The following is an 18,151-nucleotide window of genomic DNA, read 5'->3' as shown; positions in this document are numbered from 1 at the left end:
CCATGCAACATCGTTTCATTCTGGCAGCCGCTTTGTTTGTAAGCACCACCGCGGCCTGGGCGCAAGTTCCGGCCCCTGCCGTTAAACAGGCCAAAGCCACCTTGCTCACGGGTGCCACCCTGCACGTGGGCAACGGACAGGTAGTGGAAGGCGCCGCCGTGGCGTTCAACAACGGCAAGATCACGTACGCAGGTCCGGCCGCTGGTTTCAATGCCGGAGGCACGGCCTATGAAACCGTGAATGTGAACGGCAAGCACATTTACCCGGGCATGATCTTGCCCAACAGCCAGCTTGGTTTAACGGAGATAGAATCTGTGAGAGCTACCCTTGACCAGCAGGAAGTAGGGGATTTTAACCCTAATGTGCGTTCTGTGGTGGCCTATAACACAGATTCAGACATTACGCCCACCTTGCGTTCCAACGGGGTATTGATGGCGCAGGTAACACCGGTGGGAGGCACCATCTCTGGTTCCTCGTCGGTGGTACAGCTGGATGCCTGGAACTGGGAAGACGCCTTGGTGAAAGCCGATGGTGGAGTTCATCTGCGTTGGCCCGCCATGGTACAGACCGGCGACGCTTCTCCGCAGGCCACGCAGCGCCGACAGGCACGGGAAGCTGATTTGCAGGAACTGGAGTCGCTGCTGGCTGAGGCCAAGGTGTACAAGAACCAGAAAAACGACCGCGAGAACCTGAAGCTGTCTTCCCTGACCGGCTTGTTTGACGGCTCCAAAAAGCTGTTCATCCATGCCAATTACGGGAAAGAGATTGTGGAGGCAGCGCGTTTCGCCCAGAAAGCAGGCATCAAAGACATGGTGATAGTAGGCGCCGCAGATGCCTTGGTGGTCGCTGATTTCCTGAAGGAGAACAACATTCCGGTGATCTATTCAGGGGTACATGCCTTGCCTGCCCGCTCTGGAGACGATGTGTATTTGCCTTACAAGATGCCGGGTATGTTACAGAAAGCCGGCCTTCTGTTCTGCCTGGATTATGACGCCAGCCTGCACGGCTCCCGGAACCTACCTTTTATTGCCGGTACGGCCGTTGCCTTCGGGTTGCCTAAGGAGCAGGCGCTTTCTTCGGTGACGTTGAATGCCGCTAAAATTCTGGGCGTTGACCAGCAGGTGGGTTCAGTAGAGGTAGGCAAAGATGCCAGTCTGGTGGTTTCTGAGGGAGACATTCTGGATATGCGCACAAATAAAATCAGCTATGCGTTCATCCAGGGCCGCAAACTCAACCTCACCGACAAGCAGAAGTATTTGTATGAGAAGTTTGACACCAAATACAATCAGGAAGGCAAGCAGGTGCAGTAATCTGTAGGCATATTCGCTTCACGTAGAAGAGCCATCTGGAGACAGGTGGCTCTTCTGCGTTTAGGGCCTATTTCTGGAAAAGGAGCCGCTAAACGCTATGGCTCATGTGCGTTGGCTCTCTTGTGGAAAGCAACACGGTTGCACTGTACATGTTGTTTACTAAAATGATGTTTTAGGGCGTTTTTCCGAAAAAGAGCCCCTAAACACCATGGTTAAAGTAAGCCTTGTTGACGGTCAAACTAGCGGTAGAAAAGATCAGGAGTATCAAATTTAGTAACATATGAAGATGTTGGCGGTTATTAGGAGAGTGGAAGCAAGCAAGGGAGGCGGGTTAGTTACTATTGTATTTTGCAATCAGAACCTTGAGACTTGATCGTGGTTATGGTAGCAATTTTTCTAACTGGTTTTTGGTAAAACATTACCGTACTGTAAGAAAAAGAATATCTGAAGATGAAGAAAGGAAACAGAATAAAGAACATCTAAGCTGTTTATTTTACTCAAACTTAATTGAACTGGCGCTGAGTTTGGTTGTTATGTTCTAGTTGAGGAACCTTTGACAATAAACGGAGGAGTTTTAGGTGGTTACCTCTTGTAATCATTTAAAGCTATAATTAGAGCTTTCTGGGTAATTTTATATATTCTGTCAAATTGCAATGGAAAGCCGAAATAGTAGCTGCTTAATTTGTAATTTTGTATAATAGTAAGTAGCAAGGTCATGTTTGCTGAAGCCCCTCATACAGCAAGTACATACTTGAGTATAAAATAATGGATATGATTAAGATAGGTGTGGAAGGGGTGGTTGCGCCAAAAGGAAAGGGGGTAGAGGTGGATATGGGCATCATGAGTGCCTTGGTAGAAAACAGTCCGGAACCTATCCTGCTGCTCACTCCTGAGGGAGAGATCCTGTACGTGAATGAAGCTATGTGCCAATTGGTGGGCAGAGACAAAGAGAGCTTGCTGCAATTGGGAAGGGAAGCGCTGCGGGACCAGGAAGATCCCAGATGGCAATTGGTCATTCAGGAGCGGGAACAGAGCGGGTACTCCAGAAGGGAATTGAACATGGTGCACCAAGATGGGACTAAGATTCCGGTAGAGGTGAGTTCAAGGCTTTTTGCCGCGCCAAGTGGTCAGGAACTGGTGAGCGTGCACGTGCGGGACCAGCGTTCCTACTTTGCCGCCCAACGGCAGATCCAACATCAAAAGTTAACCCTACAAGATAATTTACACGACCTTCAGCGAGTGCTGGATTACTCCGCTGACCTGATCACCTCGTTCCGGCTAGACGGTACGCTGCTGCACATTAACAAAGCGTCAATTGCGATTCTGGGGTACACCCCGGAGGAAATGTTGGGCAGAAACTACCGTGAATTCATTCACCCAGAAGACCTCCTGGGCACCGAAGATCACACAGATTTGGTGCAGGAAAAACTGCTGACTACTCACTTCCGGAACCGGTATATCCATAAAAACGGGTCTGTGGTACATCTGTCCTGGGTCTCAGCGTATTCAGCAGAGGTAAACCGCACGTACTGCATTGGGCGCGAAATCTCACAGGTGCTGGAACAGGAGAAATACCAACTGGAGAGTGAGCAAAGGTTACAGGCTCTGTTGCTGCAGGGCACTGACATGATCGCGATTCTTTCTCCGGATGGGGGCTATATTTTCGCCAGCGCCAATACAGAGCGTATTCTTGGCGTGCCTGCCTCTGATTTCCTCATCCGAAACGCCTTTGACTTTGTGCATCCAGAGGATATCCCCGCGGTGAGGGAGTGTTTTGAACAGGTGCTCTCTGCCAAAGAAGTGAACACAAAGCCATTTAGGTTCAAAGACGCGCAGGGGCATTGGCGCTGGGTTGAATCATATATCACCAACTGCCTGGACATTCCTACTATAAAGGGTATTGTGGTGAACAGCCGTGACATTACCGATAGGGTACAGCAGGAGATATTGCTGCGGGAAAGCGAGCAACGCTATAAGGCGCTGTTTCATTACAATCCCAATCCGGTTTACTCCCTGGATCTGGATGGTAATTTCGTTTCTGTGAACCAGGCGGGGCTGGGGCTGTTGCAAGTATCCTTGGAGGAGGCCAAGAAACTCAACTTCAGGATACTGTCTACGCCGGAGTCACTGGAACAGGATGAGCTGGAGTTCCAGAAGGTGCTGCGCGGGGAACCGGTTACCAGAGAATCTAGTTTGGTTCTCCCAGACCGCATCATGTACTACACCTTCACTGAGATGCCCATTGTAATTGACGGCCAGGTAGTGGGGGTGCACGGCATTGTGAAAGACATTACGCAGGCCAAAGAGCAGCAGATGCAGTTAGAGGCATCTTCCAAGCGCATGAATAACATTCTGGAAAGCATAAAAGATGCTTTTTTCACCGTAGATACCAACTTGCGCTTTACCTATGTGAACCAGGTGTTTGAAAACATCATGGGCGTGCGCAAAGAAGATATCTTGGGGGTAGATGTGCGGGACGTGTACAGTGAGAAACAGTATGCCACCTTCTATGCGTACAGCCAAAAAGGGCTGGAGACGGGCTGCCCCGTTCATTTTGAAGAGTTCTCGGCGGCAGATAACCTGTGGCTGGATGTAAGCGTGTACCCCTCTGAAGAAGGCCTTTCTATCTTCATGCGCGAAATTAACTCTCGCAAAAATGCGGAGGCAGAACTGAAGAAGCTCTCTTTAGTAGCCAGCAAAACAGTTAATTCTGTCTGCATCATAGACCAGGAAGGGCGAGTAGAGTGGGTGAACGATGGTTTCATGCGCATCACGGGGTACTCTTTAGAAGAAATAAAAGGACAGAGACCCATTGAGTTGCTTCCAAACCCAGAAACTACCGCAGAGGTGGTTCCTCTTTTAATCCAAAATTTTGCCGGTGATGATCCTTTCGTGCAGGAGGTGCAGTGCCGGAGCAAAACCGGCGATGTCTACTGGTCTAGATTGGATGTTACGCCGTTTTGGGACGAACAGAACGGGCAGAAAAAGCACATCGTCATAGAGACCATCATCACGGAGGAGAAGAAGGCCGAGGAGGTGCGGGAAAAACTCACCGAAGAACTCCTGACCCGTAACCGGAACCTGGAGCAATTCACCTATATCGTGTCCCATAACCTCCGGTCGCCGGTAGCTAATATTCTGGGGCTTACCTCCCTGTTGGGTACTTCAGACAAACCAGAGTTGCAGGAAGGCCTTGTCTCACGGCTAAAACTAACGGCGCAGAATCTGGACCAGATCATCAGGGACCTGAACGAGATGCTGAGCCTGCAAGCCGGAATCACGGAGGAAGCCGAAAAGTTTCAGCTGCCCAAAGTCATAGAGCAGGCCTTGCAGGTGCTGCCCGCTGAAAGCTTTGAGAAGCTTACCGTGAACCTGAACGGTGTGAAGGAGATTGGCTCTATTAAGAGTTACGTGAGCAGCATCATCAATAACCTGCTCACCAATGCCGTCAAATACAAGTCCCCGGACCGACCGCTGCACCTGGCCATTACCGCTGAGCTGCACCCAGAGAAGGAAATGCTTTGCCTGGCCGTATCAGACAACGGGTTGGGGATCAACCTGGAAAAAGAAGGCAAAAACATGTTTGGGCTGTACAAACGGTTCCATTTCCACGTTTCGGGCCGAGGGCTGGGGCTGTATCTGGTGAGAACCCAAGCCGAGGCGCTGGGAGGCTACGTGACTGTGGAAAGCGCCCTGAACGAAGGCTCCACTTTCAAGGTCTGGATCAAGAACTTCCGGTAATGGTTGTTACTGCACCAGGGTGGGGCAGTAGAAGCAAAATGCGTTTAGGGGCTGTTTTTAGAAAAACAGCCCCTAAACGCATTTTGCGCAAATGATGCGGAAGCCTAACCTAACTGTGCAAAAACGCCACCTGCGCTTGCAGGGCTTTCTTACTCTGTGGCAGGAACGGCACCAGAGGGAAGACATGGAACATATCCTCGTACTCCTCAAACTGAACCGGCACGCCGGCATTGGCCAGTTTCTGCACAAAGCTGCGGCTGTCCCATAAGAAAATTTCGGCGGTGCCGATCTGAAGGAGGGTGGGCGGCAAACCCGTGACATCGCCAAAGACCGGCGAAATGAGCGGGTTGCGCGGGTCGTGGTGCTGCATGTATTTCTTCGCCGCCTTCCGCACTGAGTCAAAACCCAGAATAATGTCTTTAGGCGCCGTAAACGCAGAAGCCGGATTGGTCAACGTAATATCTAGCCACGGTGAAAGGAGCAACAGCTTTTTAGGGAGCGGCTGGTTCATTTCTTTCAGGCGATAGGCAGTAGAGACGGCCAATCCGCCCCCGGCGCTGTCGCCTAGTAGCACATAGTTGTCCGGTAACTGGCCGGTGGAGCGCAGGGTGGTCAGGAGGGTAACCACATCTTCCAGTCCGGCGGGGAACGGGTGCTCCGGGGCCATCCGGTAATCTACCACAATGGCGGCTTTGCCAGTGTGGCGGCTCAGGCGGGCAATGTACTTCCACTGGAGTTCCACCGGACCAAACAGATAGCCGCCGCCGTGCAGGTATACCAACACCCCATTAGGGGCCTTTTCCCGGTCAATCCAGTAGCCGTTCACGTGGCTGGCATCCAGTTTCTCAAAGGTGTGCTTGTTTCGCAGGCTCTTAGGCGGGTCTGGGAAGTTCTTGATTTTAAAGGTTCCTTTCTCCACTTTCCGCCGGATGTAGCCCTTTACATAATCTGTTCTTTTCCTTGCAACTCCGTACGCCACGCCCAAGAGCAGGAGCAGTGATGCGGCACCCGCCGCTGCAATAGGGATATTTTTCTTCATGTGTTTGCCAATTAAACCATAAGGGTAGATTTGCGCCCCCAGGGTTTAACTAACGGCACGGGTGGCGCTTGGTTTAGCAGAAAGGCCATTCCCCATAGGATTGATATAACGGGCGTTTAGGGGCTGTTTTTGGAAAAACAGCCCCTAAACGCAAAGAGGATTTATTCTTTCTGTGTCTTCTTCAAAAAGCTAACTCATTTTAGGCCATACCGTTAACAGTTTGTTCTTAATGGGAAATGAACATGGGGCTGAGAAGGTACAAATGCTGGGTGCTGCTATTCCTGTGGGGTAGCCTGCCTGCCCATGGACAGGAACTGACCGCCGAAGTGTTTGCGGGCACTTCCTGGAGTCTGCCCATGCCCCTGAAAATTGTACAGCCAGGAGAAGCCCGCATCCGGTTAAAGGCGCGCTACCGCACCCGGCCCTGGACCGGAGCCCCGTATTACGCTTACCGCCTGGGCTATGGCAACTGGAGTGCCGAGTTGGTGCATCACAAAGTTTATCTGCAAAACCCTACGCCGGAAGTTGAGCATTTTGAGGTGTCGCATGGGTATAACCTGGTCATGCTCAGTAGGGCAGTGCCTTTGGCGGGGACCCCTGGGGTGTTTAGGGTGGGATTGGGACTGGTGATTGGGCATCCGGAGGGACGGGTAAGAGGCAAACCCATCAATCCGGTAAAAAGTCTATTGGGTGGAGGCTATCACATTGCGGGGTTTTGCCTGCAGGCGGCGGTAGGGCCTAAGCTGGGAGTGGCCGACCACTGGTTCTTTCGGCCGGAGGCCAAACTCACGGCGGCCTGGGCCAGAATGCCACTGGCGGGAGGCGGGTCTGTAACGGTACCCAACGTGGCGCTGCACACGCTGTTGGGGTTTGGTTACCGCCGGCAGAGGTAGCGCATGATTGACTTACAAGTCCTCAATTCATCCCTGCTTCCTTGCCTTGCCGGGGTAGGCATCTTAACCTAAGGGCTCCGGAAGAAGTAAGAGAAGTCTGTGGAGAGAATTACAACACTACTGAACAAGCTCGGGCTTACCCTACAGATTGCCAAAACTGCGTTTGCGGCGGCCCTGGCTTGGTTTGTGGCTACCAGCCTGCTGCATTCTGAATATCCTTATTTTGCTGCGGTGGCCGCTATCATCACGGTGCAGGTTACGGTGGCAGATTCTGTGGACAAGGCCACGCAACGCATTGTAGGCATCATTGGCGGAGTGCTGGTGAGTATGTTGCTGGGGCATTGGTTTCAGATAGGGGCGGTGTCCATCTTCTTCATCATCCTGATTGGCATGGGCATCTCCAAAGCCCTCCGCATGAACCCCCAGATCATTTCACAGGTAGCCATCAGTTCTTTGCTGGTGCTGGCCTTTGGGCAAACCCGGGAGGGCTACGCGTTTGAACGCATCATTGAAACCGTGCTGGGTTCCACCATCGCCGTGGTGATCAATGCCCTCATTGTTCCGCAGAACGCGGTGCCAGACGTGGAGCGGAGCATCCTGACCTACAGCGCCCTGTCGGCGGTTACTCTTACTAAATTGGCGAAGTTCCTGGATGATCTGGGTCCCAACCGCAAAACGGGACGCTCAGAGGTGGATGCGCTCATCAAAGAAGCGCAGGAATGCAGGAAGGTGCTGAGCCTGGCCGAGCAAAGCCTCAAGTACAACCTCTTACTTACTTCTAAGCGCATCAGGCTGGGGCAATTGTCTAACAGCATCTTTCAGCTGGAAAGCGTCACCATTCAGATTAGGGGCATCAGAAGAAGCCTAGCCGATATCCAGATGCAGGAATCTCTGCCCGAAATAACGTATCGGCAACAGCTGAAACGGGCCATGGAAGCTACGGCCAATTGTATTGCGGCCTACGGAGAAGCCTCTGTGAATGCCTCTGCGGAGAAAGTAGCCCGGCTAACGGAAGCCCTCGCCCAGGCTCGGGAAGAGCAAACCAAGTGCCTGCAAAACCTGCACAGCATCAGTTCCCTGCCCACCCTCAGAGACATTGGCAGCATTCTCACAGATCTGGGGCGTATTGTTTCAGAAACCCAGCCGCAGAACCTGGCGGTAGAACACAAGTCGGTGGAAGCATAGGTTTGGGCGCGGCGGCCTCAGGAGTACGTTTCAGCGGGTTGGAGCGCCGTGGGCAGGCTCAACTTTTTGTACACTGCTGATGCCGTGCCCAGCAATAACCCGAGCTTGAATACTTCCATGCCTACGTAAATGTGGTGCAGGTTAGAGGGCGGCGGCACTTGTCCGGCAATGATCTGCAGCGCCCGCACGTCCAGGGCCGGTAAAAGCCAGAGCGTCTGCAACACCATGACCAGGGCCAGCAGCAGGGCGGGCAGCAAGATGTTGAAGGACGCCCGGTTGTAGAACAGACCTATCAGCACCAGGCTGCAAAAGACCAGCTCAAACTTGTTCAGGAATCCGAAAACCAGGCGGCCAATGCCTAAACCAATGGCTAGTGTGACCTGCGGGGCGGTGAATTTGACCGGGGCCTCCAGAAAGGAAATGCCTATCACCATTCCCGCCCACAGGAGCAGCGAGAAAAGTACCACCTGGGTTAAAAAAGAAGATCTCATACCAGTAATAGCTACGTTGAACCTGTCCGTCCGGAGAAAGGGCGGTAGGCTCCGCAAAAATCCGTACCGTCACATAGCCTATCAATGAGATAGGTCATGTGACGGGGTGACCACCATCATCCTCTGCCGGGGGCGGGGCATTTACCTTTGTGTTTGAATCAGATATAAAGGCCATGCGGGAATCTGCCACTACCCTTGTTGAAGAAAAAGAACACTGTTACCACTGCGGTGACGAGTGCAAAAGCGAACCTATTTATACCGAAGAGAAAGCGTTCTGCTGCACGGGCTGCCAGGCCGTGTATGAGCTGTTGTACGCCAATAATCTCTGTACTTATTATAACCTGGAAGCCGGCGAGAAACCGGGCGTAACCGTTGCAACTGAGGACGTGCAGGCCAACCAGTTTGTGTACCTAGACGAAGCCGCCACACTGAACCAACTGCTCACGTTCCAGAGCGACACCCTGCACAAGGTGCTGTTCCAGATCCCCAACATGCACTGCAGTTCCTGTATCTGGCTCCTGGAAAACCTGTTTAAGCTGGACCAGGGCGTGGTGGAGTCGCGGGTGAATTTTCCGCGCAAGGAGGTTTCTGTGTCTTACAATCCGCAGAAGACCAAGCTGAGCAACATAGTCACGCTGCTGCACAAAATTGGCTACGGCCCCATGCTGAACCTCTCCACCTTGTCTGGAAAGAAACAGAAGCGGGACTTCGGGATTAACCTTAAGCTGGGTTTGGCGGGCTTCTGCTTCGGGAATACCATGTTGCTGAGCTTTCCGGAGTACTTTGCGTTTGGCGAGGAGGTGAAACAGCAGTTCGGGTCTTTCTTCGGCTGGGTGAGCATTGCGCTGGCCCTGCCGGTGTTGCTGTACAGCGCCCGCGGGTTCTTTGAATCTGCCTGGCAGTCGTTGAAGCAGCGGCACATCAACCTGGACACGCCCATCAGCTTAGGCTTGGCCTCCTTGTTCTGCGTGAGCTTGTATGATATTTTCATGGGCAGCGGCCCCGGTTACCTGGATTCCTTCACCGGACTGGTATTTTTCATGCTCATTGGCAAATACGTGCAGAAAACCACCTATGACGCCCTGGCCTTCGACCGAGACTATAAAGCGTATTTTCCTATTTCGGTGACCGTGCTGGAGAAAGGCGAGGAGAAGGTAACCGCCGTGAAAGAACTCACACCGGGCAAGCGCATCAGGATCAGAAACCAGGAACTGGTACCCGCCGATGCCATTCTGCTGCGCGGATCCGCGTTTATTGACTACAGCTTCGTGTCGGGCGAATCGGCGCCGGTGCCTAAAGTGGCGGGCGAGATTATCTATGCTGGGGGACGGCAAGTGGGCGAGAGTATTGAGCTGGAGGTGATCAAAGACGTGTCGCAGAGTTACCTCACGCAGCTCTGGAACAATGACGTGTTCCGGAAAGAGAAAAGCTATTTTGGGGTGGGTACTTACGCCGACAAAGTGGGTGGTTACTTCATTACCGTGACCTTGCTCATCGCGGCTGGCGCGCTGGTGTACTGGGTGCCCCGTGATGTGGACATGGCTATCAAAGCCTTCACCTCGGTGCTGGTGATTGCCTGCCCGTGTGCCTTGTCTTTGAGTGCGCCATTTACGCTTTCTAACGCGCTGCGCATCTTCGGGGGGCAGAAATTCTACCTCAAAAACGGCGACGTGGCCGAGACCCTGGCCAAAGCCGATACCATTGTCTTTGACAAGACCGGCACCCTCACTGAGAGCACCCAAACCGACATCACCTACCAGGGAGATGCGCTCAGTACAGAGGACGAAAGCCGTTTACGCGCCGTTTTGCAACACTCCACCCACCCATTGAGCCAGGGATTGTACCAGTTCCTGAAAGCTCCCGTTAAAGCGGTGAGCCAATACCAGGAGATTTCTGGCGAGGGTGTGCAGGGCGTAGTAGACGGAGTGCTGGTGAAAGTGGGTTCAAGGTCGTACGCCGGGGGCGGACAACAGGCAAAACTGGCTACTGGGCTGGCTACGCGGGTGTACGTACAGCTGGGCGAAGACCAGGGAGGCGTGTTCACGTTCTCCAACCATTACCGCGAGGGCTTGCCTCAGTTGGTGCAGGAACTGCAAAGCCAGGGCAAAAAACTGGCCGTGCTCTCCGGCGACAACGACGCGGAACGGGAAAATCTGCAACGCATTTTCGGGGCAGGAGCTACGCTGCGGTTCCACCAGTCGCCGGGCGATAAGCTGGCCTATATTGAGCAACTGAAAGCCGAGGGCCACAAAGTGATCATGGTAGGCGATGGCTTAAATGACGCGGGAGCCTTGCAGATGAGTGATGCAGGCATCTCAGTGACTAATTCTGTAAATGGTTTCTCGCCGGGCTGTGATGCCATTCTGGATGCCGGATCTTTCACGCAGTTGGCGCATTTTCTGCGGTTCTCCCGCCGGGCGCTCAACGTGATTCTGGGCTCGTTCATGGTGTCTTTCGTGTACAACATTATTGGGCTTTCTATGGCGGTGACCGGTTTGTTTACACCGGTGGTGTCTGCCATTCTCATGCCCATCAGTTCTTTAAGTGTGATTCTTTGCTCTGTGCTGGGCGTGCGGTACGTGGCCATGCGCATGGGGCTGTTGCAACCCAAAAAATAACCCCATCATGACCATCATCTATCTGTTAATAGCCATCAGTTTAACCGTCGCCATTTTGTTTCTGGGGTCCTTTGTGTGGGCCGTGCGCTCTGGGCAGTATGACGATGACTACACCCCATCCGTACGGATTCTCTTTGAAGAGGAAACCTCTTCCGCTCAAGAAAGAGGGAAACGGTAATGGCGTTTAGGGGCCGTTTTTCCAAAAACAGCCCCTAAACGCAAACCGATAGATGTGGTTGATTAATCTGGAAAGGGGTTAAACTTACTGTGCACCTGTTTAGGTAAGAAAAGGTCATACCTGTTAATGCTATCCACTTGTCCGCAAACCTGAGGCAATATGCGTGCGACGCTACGGTGTAACGTCACTACAAATTTACCAGATGATAATAGTGGCGTTTCAGCGCAACACCGTTTTTCATAAGGATTAAAAGCTGTGTTTTGAATTATTGATAATAGGATAAGCACTCGATAACAGGTCTTGGACAAATAGGTGCATTGTTACTTGAACAATCATAGATGATGCCATGATTATTTCTTGCGTTTTTCTTTGATCCAAAGTATCACGTGCCATATTGATGCGGCTCCTAAACTATATACTATCATTTCTGCAAGTTGGGTCCATGCTAGCAAATACATAGAGCTAATAACAAGTAGAAAAAATAGTATGCCATGAAATATAATTTTAGATCTAGGAGTCGTGTTGACCTTTATAAAATGAATTAGTTCATAGAAGAAATATACGAAGTAAAACAACCCGCCCATCATTAGTGAATATTGCAAAGCTCTGAGTAAGCCCTCTTTGTTATAGTTCAGATAAAAAGCGGCAACTGCAACTAGTAAGTACAACCAAACAATTTTTGTTCTTGCTAACTTCTTACTAGTGGTAACAGCATAATGCAGGACTGACTCTTCTTGCTTTTTCATGGGCGTAATTTATCTAATTGCATTTGTATTTAAATATTTAATGAAGAGTTGATCGAATCTACTTCCAATATCTATTGCAACGGTTCAGAAAGTTCTAACCAGTTCCTTGGAATAATACGATTAACACTTTCTTTAATACTATAATTGCCGCAGGATAGAAGTTGTTGCTAAAACATTCTTTCAGCAACCTCTGGCAATGTGACCCGAAGAGATTTTTCTAGGCGAGGAAGGCGGTGCAGGATGGGAAGGGAATCTTTCTGAGAACCCTGGTGCCTGAGACAAACGGCCCGCCGAATGAGCCGTAAAGAGAAGCACACGCACTCCGCCGCTTATGACCTTTACCATTGAAGAATTACTGCTGGGAGCCTCCCTGCTGCTCTTCCTGAGCATCCTGATCAGCAAAAACCTGGGGCGATTCGGGATTCCGGCCCTGGCCCTGTTTCTGGGCGTGGGTATGCTGGCGGGCTCTGAGGGAATTGGCGGTATTTACTTTGATGACTTCCGGTCGGCGCAGTCATTGGGCACCATTGCCCTCACCATCATCCTTTTCTCCGGCGGTCTTGACACGCGCTGGGAAACCACCAAACCCATTCTGTGGCGCGGCATCGCGCTGTCTACCTTAGGCGTTTTCATCACGGCCATGCTGGTGGGACTTTTTGCCACGTACGTCATGGACTTTACGCTGCTGGAGGGACTGCTGCTGGGGGCCATTGTGTCTTCCACTGATGCCGCGGCGGTGTTCTCCATCCTACGGTCCAGTAGAATCGGGCTCAAAAACAACCTGGGGCCAACGCTGGAGCTGGAATCTGGCAGTAACGACCCTATGGCGTATTTCCTGACGGTCAGTTTCACGTTTCTGCTCACCAACCAGGGGGCCAGCATCTGGCAACTGGTGCCCATGTTCTTTCTGCAAATGAGTATTGGCGCGGCGGCGGGTTTTGCCATGGGCCGCATCATGGGCTGGGTCATTAACAGGATTAAATTGCAGCAGGAGGGGCTTTATCCTGCGTTAACGCTGGCCATGCTGCTGTTCACGTTCTCGTTCACCAACCTCATCAACGGCAACGGTTTTCTGGCGGTGTATATCTCGGCGGTGCTGCTGGGCAACAGTAATTTCCTGCACAAGGGCAGCCTTACGCGGTTCTATGACGGCCTGGCCTGGCTTATGCAGATTGTGATGTTCCTCACGCTGGGGCTGCTGGTGTTTCCGTCGCACATTGTGCCGGTGCTGGGGGCGGGGCTCCTCATTTCGCTGTTCCTCATCTTCGTGGCGCGGCCCATCAGTGTTTTTCTGGGTATGTCGTTCTTCAAGACCTCGGTGCGCGACAAGTTGTACGTGTCCTGGGTGGGGCTGCGCGGGGCAGTGCCCATTGTGTTTGCCATGTACCCGCTGCTGGCTGGGGTAGACAAAGCCGGCATGATCTTCAACATCGTTTTCTTTATTGTGCTTACCTCCGTGATGCTGCAAGGCACCACCCTCAAAGTAGTCGCCGATTGGCTCCATCTGAGCGAAGAAGATACCTCTTTGAAGACCTTGGCCCTGGGGGCCGAGAGGGGGTATGCTTCCAAGAATTCTCTGGTGGAGCTGGAGATGGGCCAGAACTGGCGGGCCATTGGCAAACCTATTGTGGAGCTGGGGCTGCCCAAAACCGCCCTCATTGTGCTCATTGACCGGGGCGGCTCCTTCGTGACCCCCAACGGCTCCACGATACTGCAACCAGATGACAAGCTCATGGTCATGGTTGAAAACGAACAGGAACTGGTGCGCGTGCGCGAAACGCTTCAGTAAGAAACAGAACTGCGTTTAGGGGCTGTTTTTCGGAAAACGGCCCCTAAACGCAGTTGCAGAAAGAAAGATCACTGCGGTACCACTTCAAAGAAGCCTCGCTTGCCAATTCTGATTTTAAGGGTAGTATTCTCCACTTGCACTAGACTTTGGGCATTAAGGATTTTGTCTCCGTTCACCAAAACGCTGCCTGCCTCAATCAGTCTTTTCAGGTTTGAATTGCTTTCCTGGGGTTTAAGGGCTTTGCAAAGATCCAGCAAACGGAGCGGCTGCGCAGTATCCAGCGGCAGGGACGCCAACCCCACAGTAGTGAACTCCTTCTCAGTAAAGCCTTTGCTTTGAACCTGCTTCTGGAAGAACTCCTGCGCGCCCGCCGCGGCTTCTGCCGAGTGGTACTGTGTCACTATATTGGTGCCAATGCGTTTCTTGAGGTTCATCGGGTTTTCGCCTTGTTCCAGTTTGGCCAGTAACGCCTGCTTTTCCGATGGCGTGAAATCGGTGACCAGGTGCAGGTACTCGGGCAGGAGCGCATCTGGGATGGACATGATTTTCCCGAACATCTCCTGTGGGGCATCTGTGAGTCCTATAATATTTCCTTCAGACTTGCTCATCTTAGCCGAACCGTCAATGCCTTTGAGCAGGGGCATACACAGTACCGCCTGCCCCGGCGCGCCCTGGCTTTCTTGCAACTGCCTTCCCATGGAACAGTTGAACAACTGATCGGTGCCGCCCATTTCTAGATCAGCATGAATCTGGAGGGAGTCAAAACCTTGCAGCAGCGGGTACACCAGCTCGTGCATGGATATGGGCATGTTGTTCTGGAAGCGGTTACTAAAATCTGTGCGCTGCAGGATCTGGGCCAAGGTGACCTGTGACAGAAGCCTGATGGTTTCGGTCATGTCCATGGCTCCCAGCCATTCAGAGTTGTACCTGATTTGGCATTTCTCCACGTCCAGGATCTTGGAAAGCTGTTTCACGTAGGTCTGGGCATTTTCCAGGACCTGAGGGGCACTCAGGGGCGGGCGTGATTTGTTCTTACCCGTAGGATCGCCAATGCGGGCCGTAAAATCCCCGATGATGATGACAACGGTGTGCCCTAACTCCTGAAACTGCTTTAGTTTCTTCAAAACCACCGCGTGGCCCAGGTGCAGGTCTGGGGCCGTGGGGTCAAAACCCAGTTTGATTCTGAGCGGCCTGTTCTCTTGTCTGACCAAGGCCAGTTTCTCTTCCAACGCCTGGTAGGGCAGGAAAATCTCTACGTTTTCTCTTAGAAGCGCAATTGAATCTTCTGTGTGCATGTGCTTACTTTTTAAATGGTGAAAGACGGGGAAGCACAGGACCAGATGGGGTATAAACAAAGAAGCCCAGGTCCTGGAACCTGGGCTTCTGTATGAAAAGGTGTTCTTATTCCAAATCAAGCATAATACTCCCAGGCTACGGCTATTTTGCAATAGGTAGAAAAAGCAGAGTACTTATAAAAGGTAAGCTGGTGAAGCGTCATCTGTTTTTGATTTTGTGCAAAAGTAAGGTAATGAGAGAAGGATTACAAATTTCCGTTTAGAGGCTGTTTTTTCAAAATGAGCCTCTAAATAGGAAAGGTTACCTGAGTATAATGCTGTCTTGGTCACTTTCTGGTGGAAAAAAGATTGTAGGTCAACGCAACAAACCATTTGTTGTCAATTCTGTCCACTGTGGGGATAGTAGTGGTTCCTTTGGGCAAGTACCGGCCTTGGGAATCTGTACGCACAGCAGCAGAAAGTTCTTTCACTTTTGCCCAAGCTCTTCCCACGGCAACACCTAGCATCTTTTCCCGGCCAAGTAATAAAGAGCCACCCATCAGGTAGCGGCTTTTACCGTCAAAGGGAGAAACCGAGAGCCCAACCGAGGGACCTATTCTGGTGAAGGGAGATACCTTGTAGTATAAATGTGCGAGGCCCCCAATGGAGATATCTCCTATAACTTGCTTATCTGGTAATACTGCCATATTTTCATCTGGCCGAGCCCTCAAAAAATACGGCTGATCTGATAACATTTCTGAATAAACAAACCCGGTTGAAAAACTGAGTCCGTATGATCTCTTGTCAAACACGCCCTTGCTTTTGGTATAAAGGGTGCGGGTTTCTTTGGCAAGGGTGTCTTTGGTGAATGTGTCTACCAAAACAATATCCAGCTCTACCAGATCTTTGCTGGCAGTAAAATTCTTAGAGGTAACAAAGTCTTTCGCTGTTCTGGATCTTCTGATGTAGTCAAAGAACATCTGATAGTCGTTCTTTTTAAGCTCGTTGCCGATGGCGGTAATTTGGGAATAGATAGAAACCGTTTGAGCTTCCAAAGAGGGTTCTTCCCCGTAAAATTTATCAGCCATTTCTTTCAAAGCAAGCAGAAAGTGTATATCTGCGGTAACCGCGACAGCCAAACTATCTTCATTGAAAAGGTTATACTTCTTGGCTATTTCGGTGTATGCACTTTTTGCCTTGTCAGGGGCAGGTGAAAAGAGGGTGAGTGTATGCAATTTTTCTGCTTCTTTCTTTATCAGATTCAGTTTCTCTAATTTTTGATTGTTAATGTCAAAAAAGACTTGTTCATCTGAAACGTTAGTAGTATCAACAAACTTAACTCCTGAAATACTTCCTGAAATTCCTGGTAATACTGTTTTCAGGACCTCCGGCAAAGGAGTATAAATCTCTTTTGATTTGGCCGTTACTTTCAGGGAGGTATGGGCCGAATTAACTTGTGTTACCTTGAGTAGGTAACTTTTGCCCGGGACTACAGATTTTTTAATCTCCTCCTCCAGTGTGATCGATTTGGTAGTACTATCACCTACTGCCACCACAGTAATTTCTTGGGTTTTACCTTGGCGGGTGGTGCCTGGATTCTGGGCAATTGCACGTTGCGTAATAACCAATAGCACTAAAAAGTATAGTTTTTTCATATTTAGTTTAAATTTAATAGTATTAAATAAATATATTCTTATGTAAATATATAATAAAAAAGCAAAGAATGACTATTGATTATCAAGTTGTTAAGTAGAGGGGGTGGAGCTAAAGAGTAAGACCAGAAACTGGGTGAAATGCTGGAAAAGGAGAGAAAGGTTGCTCCCACTTCCTGCTATTTCTCATTTGATTGGGACCTTAAAGAGTTTAAGAGGAAGAGCTGCTACATGAGGACATTCCCTCTGGTCTACAGCCCCTAAACTTAGTTACCGCCGCCAATATTCTATGAGCAGGAAGATACCGTAGATCCAACTGTTGTAGAGCAAGGTGTACACCAATCCGTAACGCAGACTGGACCACAGGCGACCTCTGGTCTGGTGGCTGTGCCGGAACACTAACCGCAATGATCTGTAGAAAATCCAGTACCGCATGGCTATAAAAGAGAACAACGCCACCAGCAGCATTTCTCCGAACAGGATAAGCAAAATACTAATGGCCACTGCGGCTGCCACCCAGACTAGAATCCCCAAAATAACGGCTGAGCACCCGTCATCACCGCTCAAGTCGCCCAAGTCAAAGCCGCTGTCTGAGGAGCCGGAGGACCCTTTGCCCGTAAAACCGGAGAAGAAATCTCCCATGTTGAAGAGGCCGGTTCGGTCACCTTTCTGTCCGTTGCGCCTGAACGAATTTTTGTCGGTGATGTTGCCTAGCGTGTCTCTGAGCTTCACGCCACGGTATAGCCCAATGCTCACAAACCCGAAAAATGCCACCGACAGCAGGGTAGTGGAGAGCAATGAGTTCTGGAAAAACGTATGATGCTGGCCAAGGCCGAAGAGATATACGCCTAGTACTGTGAGACCTAGTACAAGTAGAGTGAGCGAGAAAACGGTTTTGGAGTTGAGGAGGGGACGGGATGAATGTTTCAAATCTTAAAAGAATTTCTCTAGACTAGATAGCAGGAAAATTTAAATGGAATTCCTTTTTCAAGATCTTTGGGTAAGTGTTAACCTTGCATAGACCTTTGAACTTTATAAATAATTGATATTTATTTTTGGAAATCAATTAGTAGTTGTCATTTCACAGAGTCTTTTGAAATGGTTGATCCAATGATTCTAGATCAAGTTCGATGATTGTCGTTTTGAATTTAATATTAGTTCTCTTGTCATGATATTTTTAGAAAGCCGAAGCAAAAGACACATTTTCTACTTGCATCGGAAGTTCTGAAAGTGAA

13 protein-coding genes are annotated in these 18,151 nt (G+C 50.6%); 7 read left to right on the top strand and 6 right to left on the bottom strand.

Annotated elements, in window-relative coordinates; translation table 11 throughout:
* Nucleotides 1–2 precede the first annotated feature (2 nt).
* Both EFA69_RS19340 and EFA69_RS19335 read left to right on the top strand, forming a co-directional pair.
* On the top strand, nt 3–1,310 hold the full coding sequence (locus EFA69_RS19340) for an amidohydrolase family protein (protein ID WP_123134924.1): 1,308 nt from the start codon (nt 3–5) through the stop codon (nt 1,308–1,310).
* 771 nt (nt 1,311–2,081) lie between these two features.
* The gene (locus tag EFA69_RS19335; protein WP_183906873.1) at nt 2,082–5,051 is read left to right on the top strand and encodes a PAS domain-containing sensor histidine kinase; all 2,970 of its coding nucleotides are present in this window, start codon (nt 2,082–2,084) and stop codon (nt 5,049–5,051) included.
* A 109-nt stretch (nt 5,052–5,160) separates the two neighbouring features.
* Here the strand turns inward: EFA69_RS19335 and EFA69_RS19330 are convergent, their stop codons facing one another.
* The gene (locus tag EFA69_RS19330; RefSeq protein ID WP_123134690.1) at nt 5,161–6,090 is read right to left on the bottom strand and encodes an alpha/beta hydrolase; all 930 of its coding nucleotides are present in this window, start codon (nt 6,088–6,090) and stop codon (nt 5,161–5,163) included.
* A gap of 242 nt (nt 6,091–6,332) precedes the next feature.
* Here EFA69_RS19330 and EFA69_RS19325 point away from each other — a divergent pair, with 242 nt between their 5' ends.
* Together EFA69_RS19325 and EFA69_RS19320 are read left to right on the top strand one after the other, a co-directional pair.
* A complete protein-coding gene (locus EFA69_RS19325) occupies nt 6,333–6,983 on the top strand; it encodes a hypothetical protein (RefSeq protein ID WP_148041424.1) in 651 nt (216 codons plus the stop codon).
* 99 nt (nt 6,984–7,082) lie between these two features.
* Entirely contained in the window at nt 7,083–8,168 is a 1,086-nt protein-coding gene (locus tag EFA69_RS19320) for an FUSC family protein (RefSeq protein WP_123134688.1), read from the top strand.
* Nucleotides 8,169–8,185: 17 nt separating this feature from the next.
* On the opposite strand, the gene EFA69_RS19315 is transcribed toward EFA69_RS19320, so the two are convergent.
* A complete protein-coding gene (locus tag EFA69_RS19315) occupies nt 8,186–8,659 on the bottom strand; it encodes a hypothetical protein (protein ID WP_183906872.1) in 474 nt (157 codons plus the stop codon).
* 149 nt (nt 8,660–8,808) lie between these two features.
* Between EFA69_RS19315 and EFA69_RS19310 the strand changes: the two genes are divergently transcribed.
* Both EFA69_RS19310 and ccoS read left to right on the top strand, forming a co-directional pair.
* A complete protein-coding gene (locus tag EFA69_RS19310; protein ID WP_245964638.1) occupies nt 8,809–11,277 on the top strand; it encodes a heavy metal translocating P-type ATPase in 2,469 nt (822 codons plus the stop codon).
* 7 nt (nt 11,278–11,284) lie between these two features.
* Nucleotides 11,285–11,455: a cbb3-type cytochrome oxidase assembly protein CcoS gene (gene ccoS, locus EFA69_RS19305; protein WP_123134686.1), complete on the top strand. Its 171-nt coding sequence runs from the start codon at nt 11,285–11,287 to the stop codon at nt 11,453–11,455.
* Between the two features lie 350 nt (nt 11,456–11,805).
* On the opposite strand, the gene EFA69_RS19300 is transcribed toward ccoS, so the two are convergent.
* The gene (locus tag EFA69_RS19300) at nt 11,806–12,201 is read right to left on the bottom strand and encodes a hypothetical protein (RefSeq protein WP_123134685.1); all 396 of its coding nucleotides are present in this window, start codon (nt 12,199–12,201) and stop codon (nt 11,806–11,808) included.
* Between the two features lie 331 nt (nt 12,202–12,532).
* On the opposite strand from EFA69_RS19300, the gene EFA69_RS19295 reads away from it, so the two are divergent.
* Entirely contained in the window at nt 12,533–13,990 is a 1,458-nt protein-coding gene (locus tag EFA69_RS19295; protein ID WP_123134684.1) for a potassium/proton antiporter, read from the top strand.
* Between the two features lie 68 nt (nt 13,991–14,058).
* On the opposite strand, the gene tyrS is transcribed toward EFA69_RS19295, so the two are convergent.
* From tyrS to EFA69_RS19280, 3 genes are all read right to left on the bottom strand, one after another.
* Nucleotides 14,059–15,285, bottom strand: a complete 1,227-nt coding sequence (gene tyrS, locus EFA69_RS19290) for a tyrosine--tRNA ligase (RefSeq protein ID WP_123134683.1) — start codon at nt 15,283–15,285, stop codon at nt 14,059–14,061.
* Nucleotides 15,286–15,611: 326 nt separating this feature from the next.
* The gene (locus EFA69_RS19285) at nt 15,612–16,919 is read right to left on the bottom strand and encodes a hypothetical protein (RefSeq protein ID WP_148041423.1); all 1,308 of its coding nucleotides are present in this window, start codon (nt 16,917–16,919) and stop codon (nt 15,612–15,614) included.
* A 267-nt stretch (nt 16,920–17,186) separates the two neighbouring features.
* A complete protein-coding gene (locus EFA69_RS19280; RefSeq protein ID WP_148041422.1) occupies nt 17,187–17,846 on the bottom strand; it encodes a hypothetical protein in 660 nt (219 codons plus the stop codon).
* Between the last annotated feature and the right edge of the window lie 305 nt (nt 17,847–18,151).

Origin of the sequence: Rufibacter immobilis (assembly GCF_003721565.1) — a bacterium.
GTDB lineage: Bacteria > Bacteroidota > Bacteroidia > Cytophagales > Hymenobacteraceae > Nibribacter > Nibribacter immobilis.
The sequence above is the reverse complement of the archived record's forward strand: the minus strand, read 5'-3'. Positions and strand labels throughout refer to the sequence as shown.

Coding starts and splice junctions, on each gene's coding strand:
- EFA69_RS19340 (WP_123134924.1), top strand. CDS start 3: ATGCAACATCGTTTCATTCTGGCAGCCGCTTTGTTTGTAAGCACCACC.
- EFA69_RS19335 (WP_183906873.1), top strand. CDS start 2,082: ATGATTAAGATAGGTGTGGAAGGGGTGGTTGCGCCAAAAGGAAAGGGG.
- EFA69_RS19330 (WP_123134690.1), bottom strand. CDS start 6,090: ATGAAGAAAAATATCCCTATTGCAGCGGCGGGTGCCGCATCACTGCTC.
- EFA69_RS19325 (WP_148041424.1), top strand. CDS start 6,333: ATGGGGCTGAGAAGGTACAAATGCTGGGTGCTGCTATTCCTGTGGGGT.
- EFA69_RS19315 (WP_183906872.1), bottom strand. CDS start 8,659: ATGAGATCTTCTTTTTTAACCCAGGTGGTACTTTTCTCGCTGCTCCTG.
- ccoS (WP_123134686.1), top strand. CDS start 11,285: ATGACCATCATCTATCTGTTAATAGCCATCAGTTTAACCGTCGCCATT.
- EFA69_RS19300 (WP_123134685.1), bottom strand. CDS start 12,201: ATGAAAAAGCAAGAAGAGTCAGTCCTGCATTATGCTGTTACCACTAGT.
- EFA69_RS19295 (WP_123134684.1), top strand. CDS start 12,533: ATGACCTTTACCATTGAAGAATTACTGCTGGGAGCCTCCCTGCTGCTC.
- tyrS (WP_123134683.1), bottom strand. CDS start 15,285: ATGCACACAGAAGATTCAATTGCGCTTCTAAGAGAAAACGTAGAGATT.
- EFA69_RS19285 (WP_148041423.1), bottom strand. CDS start 16,919: ATGAAAAAACTATACTTTTTAGTGCTATTGGTTATTACGCAACGTGCA.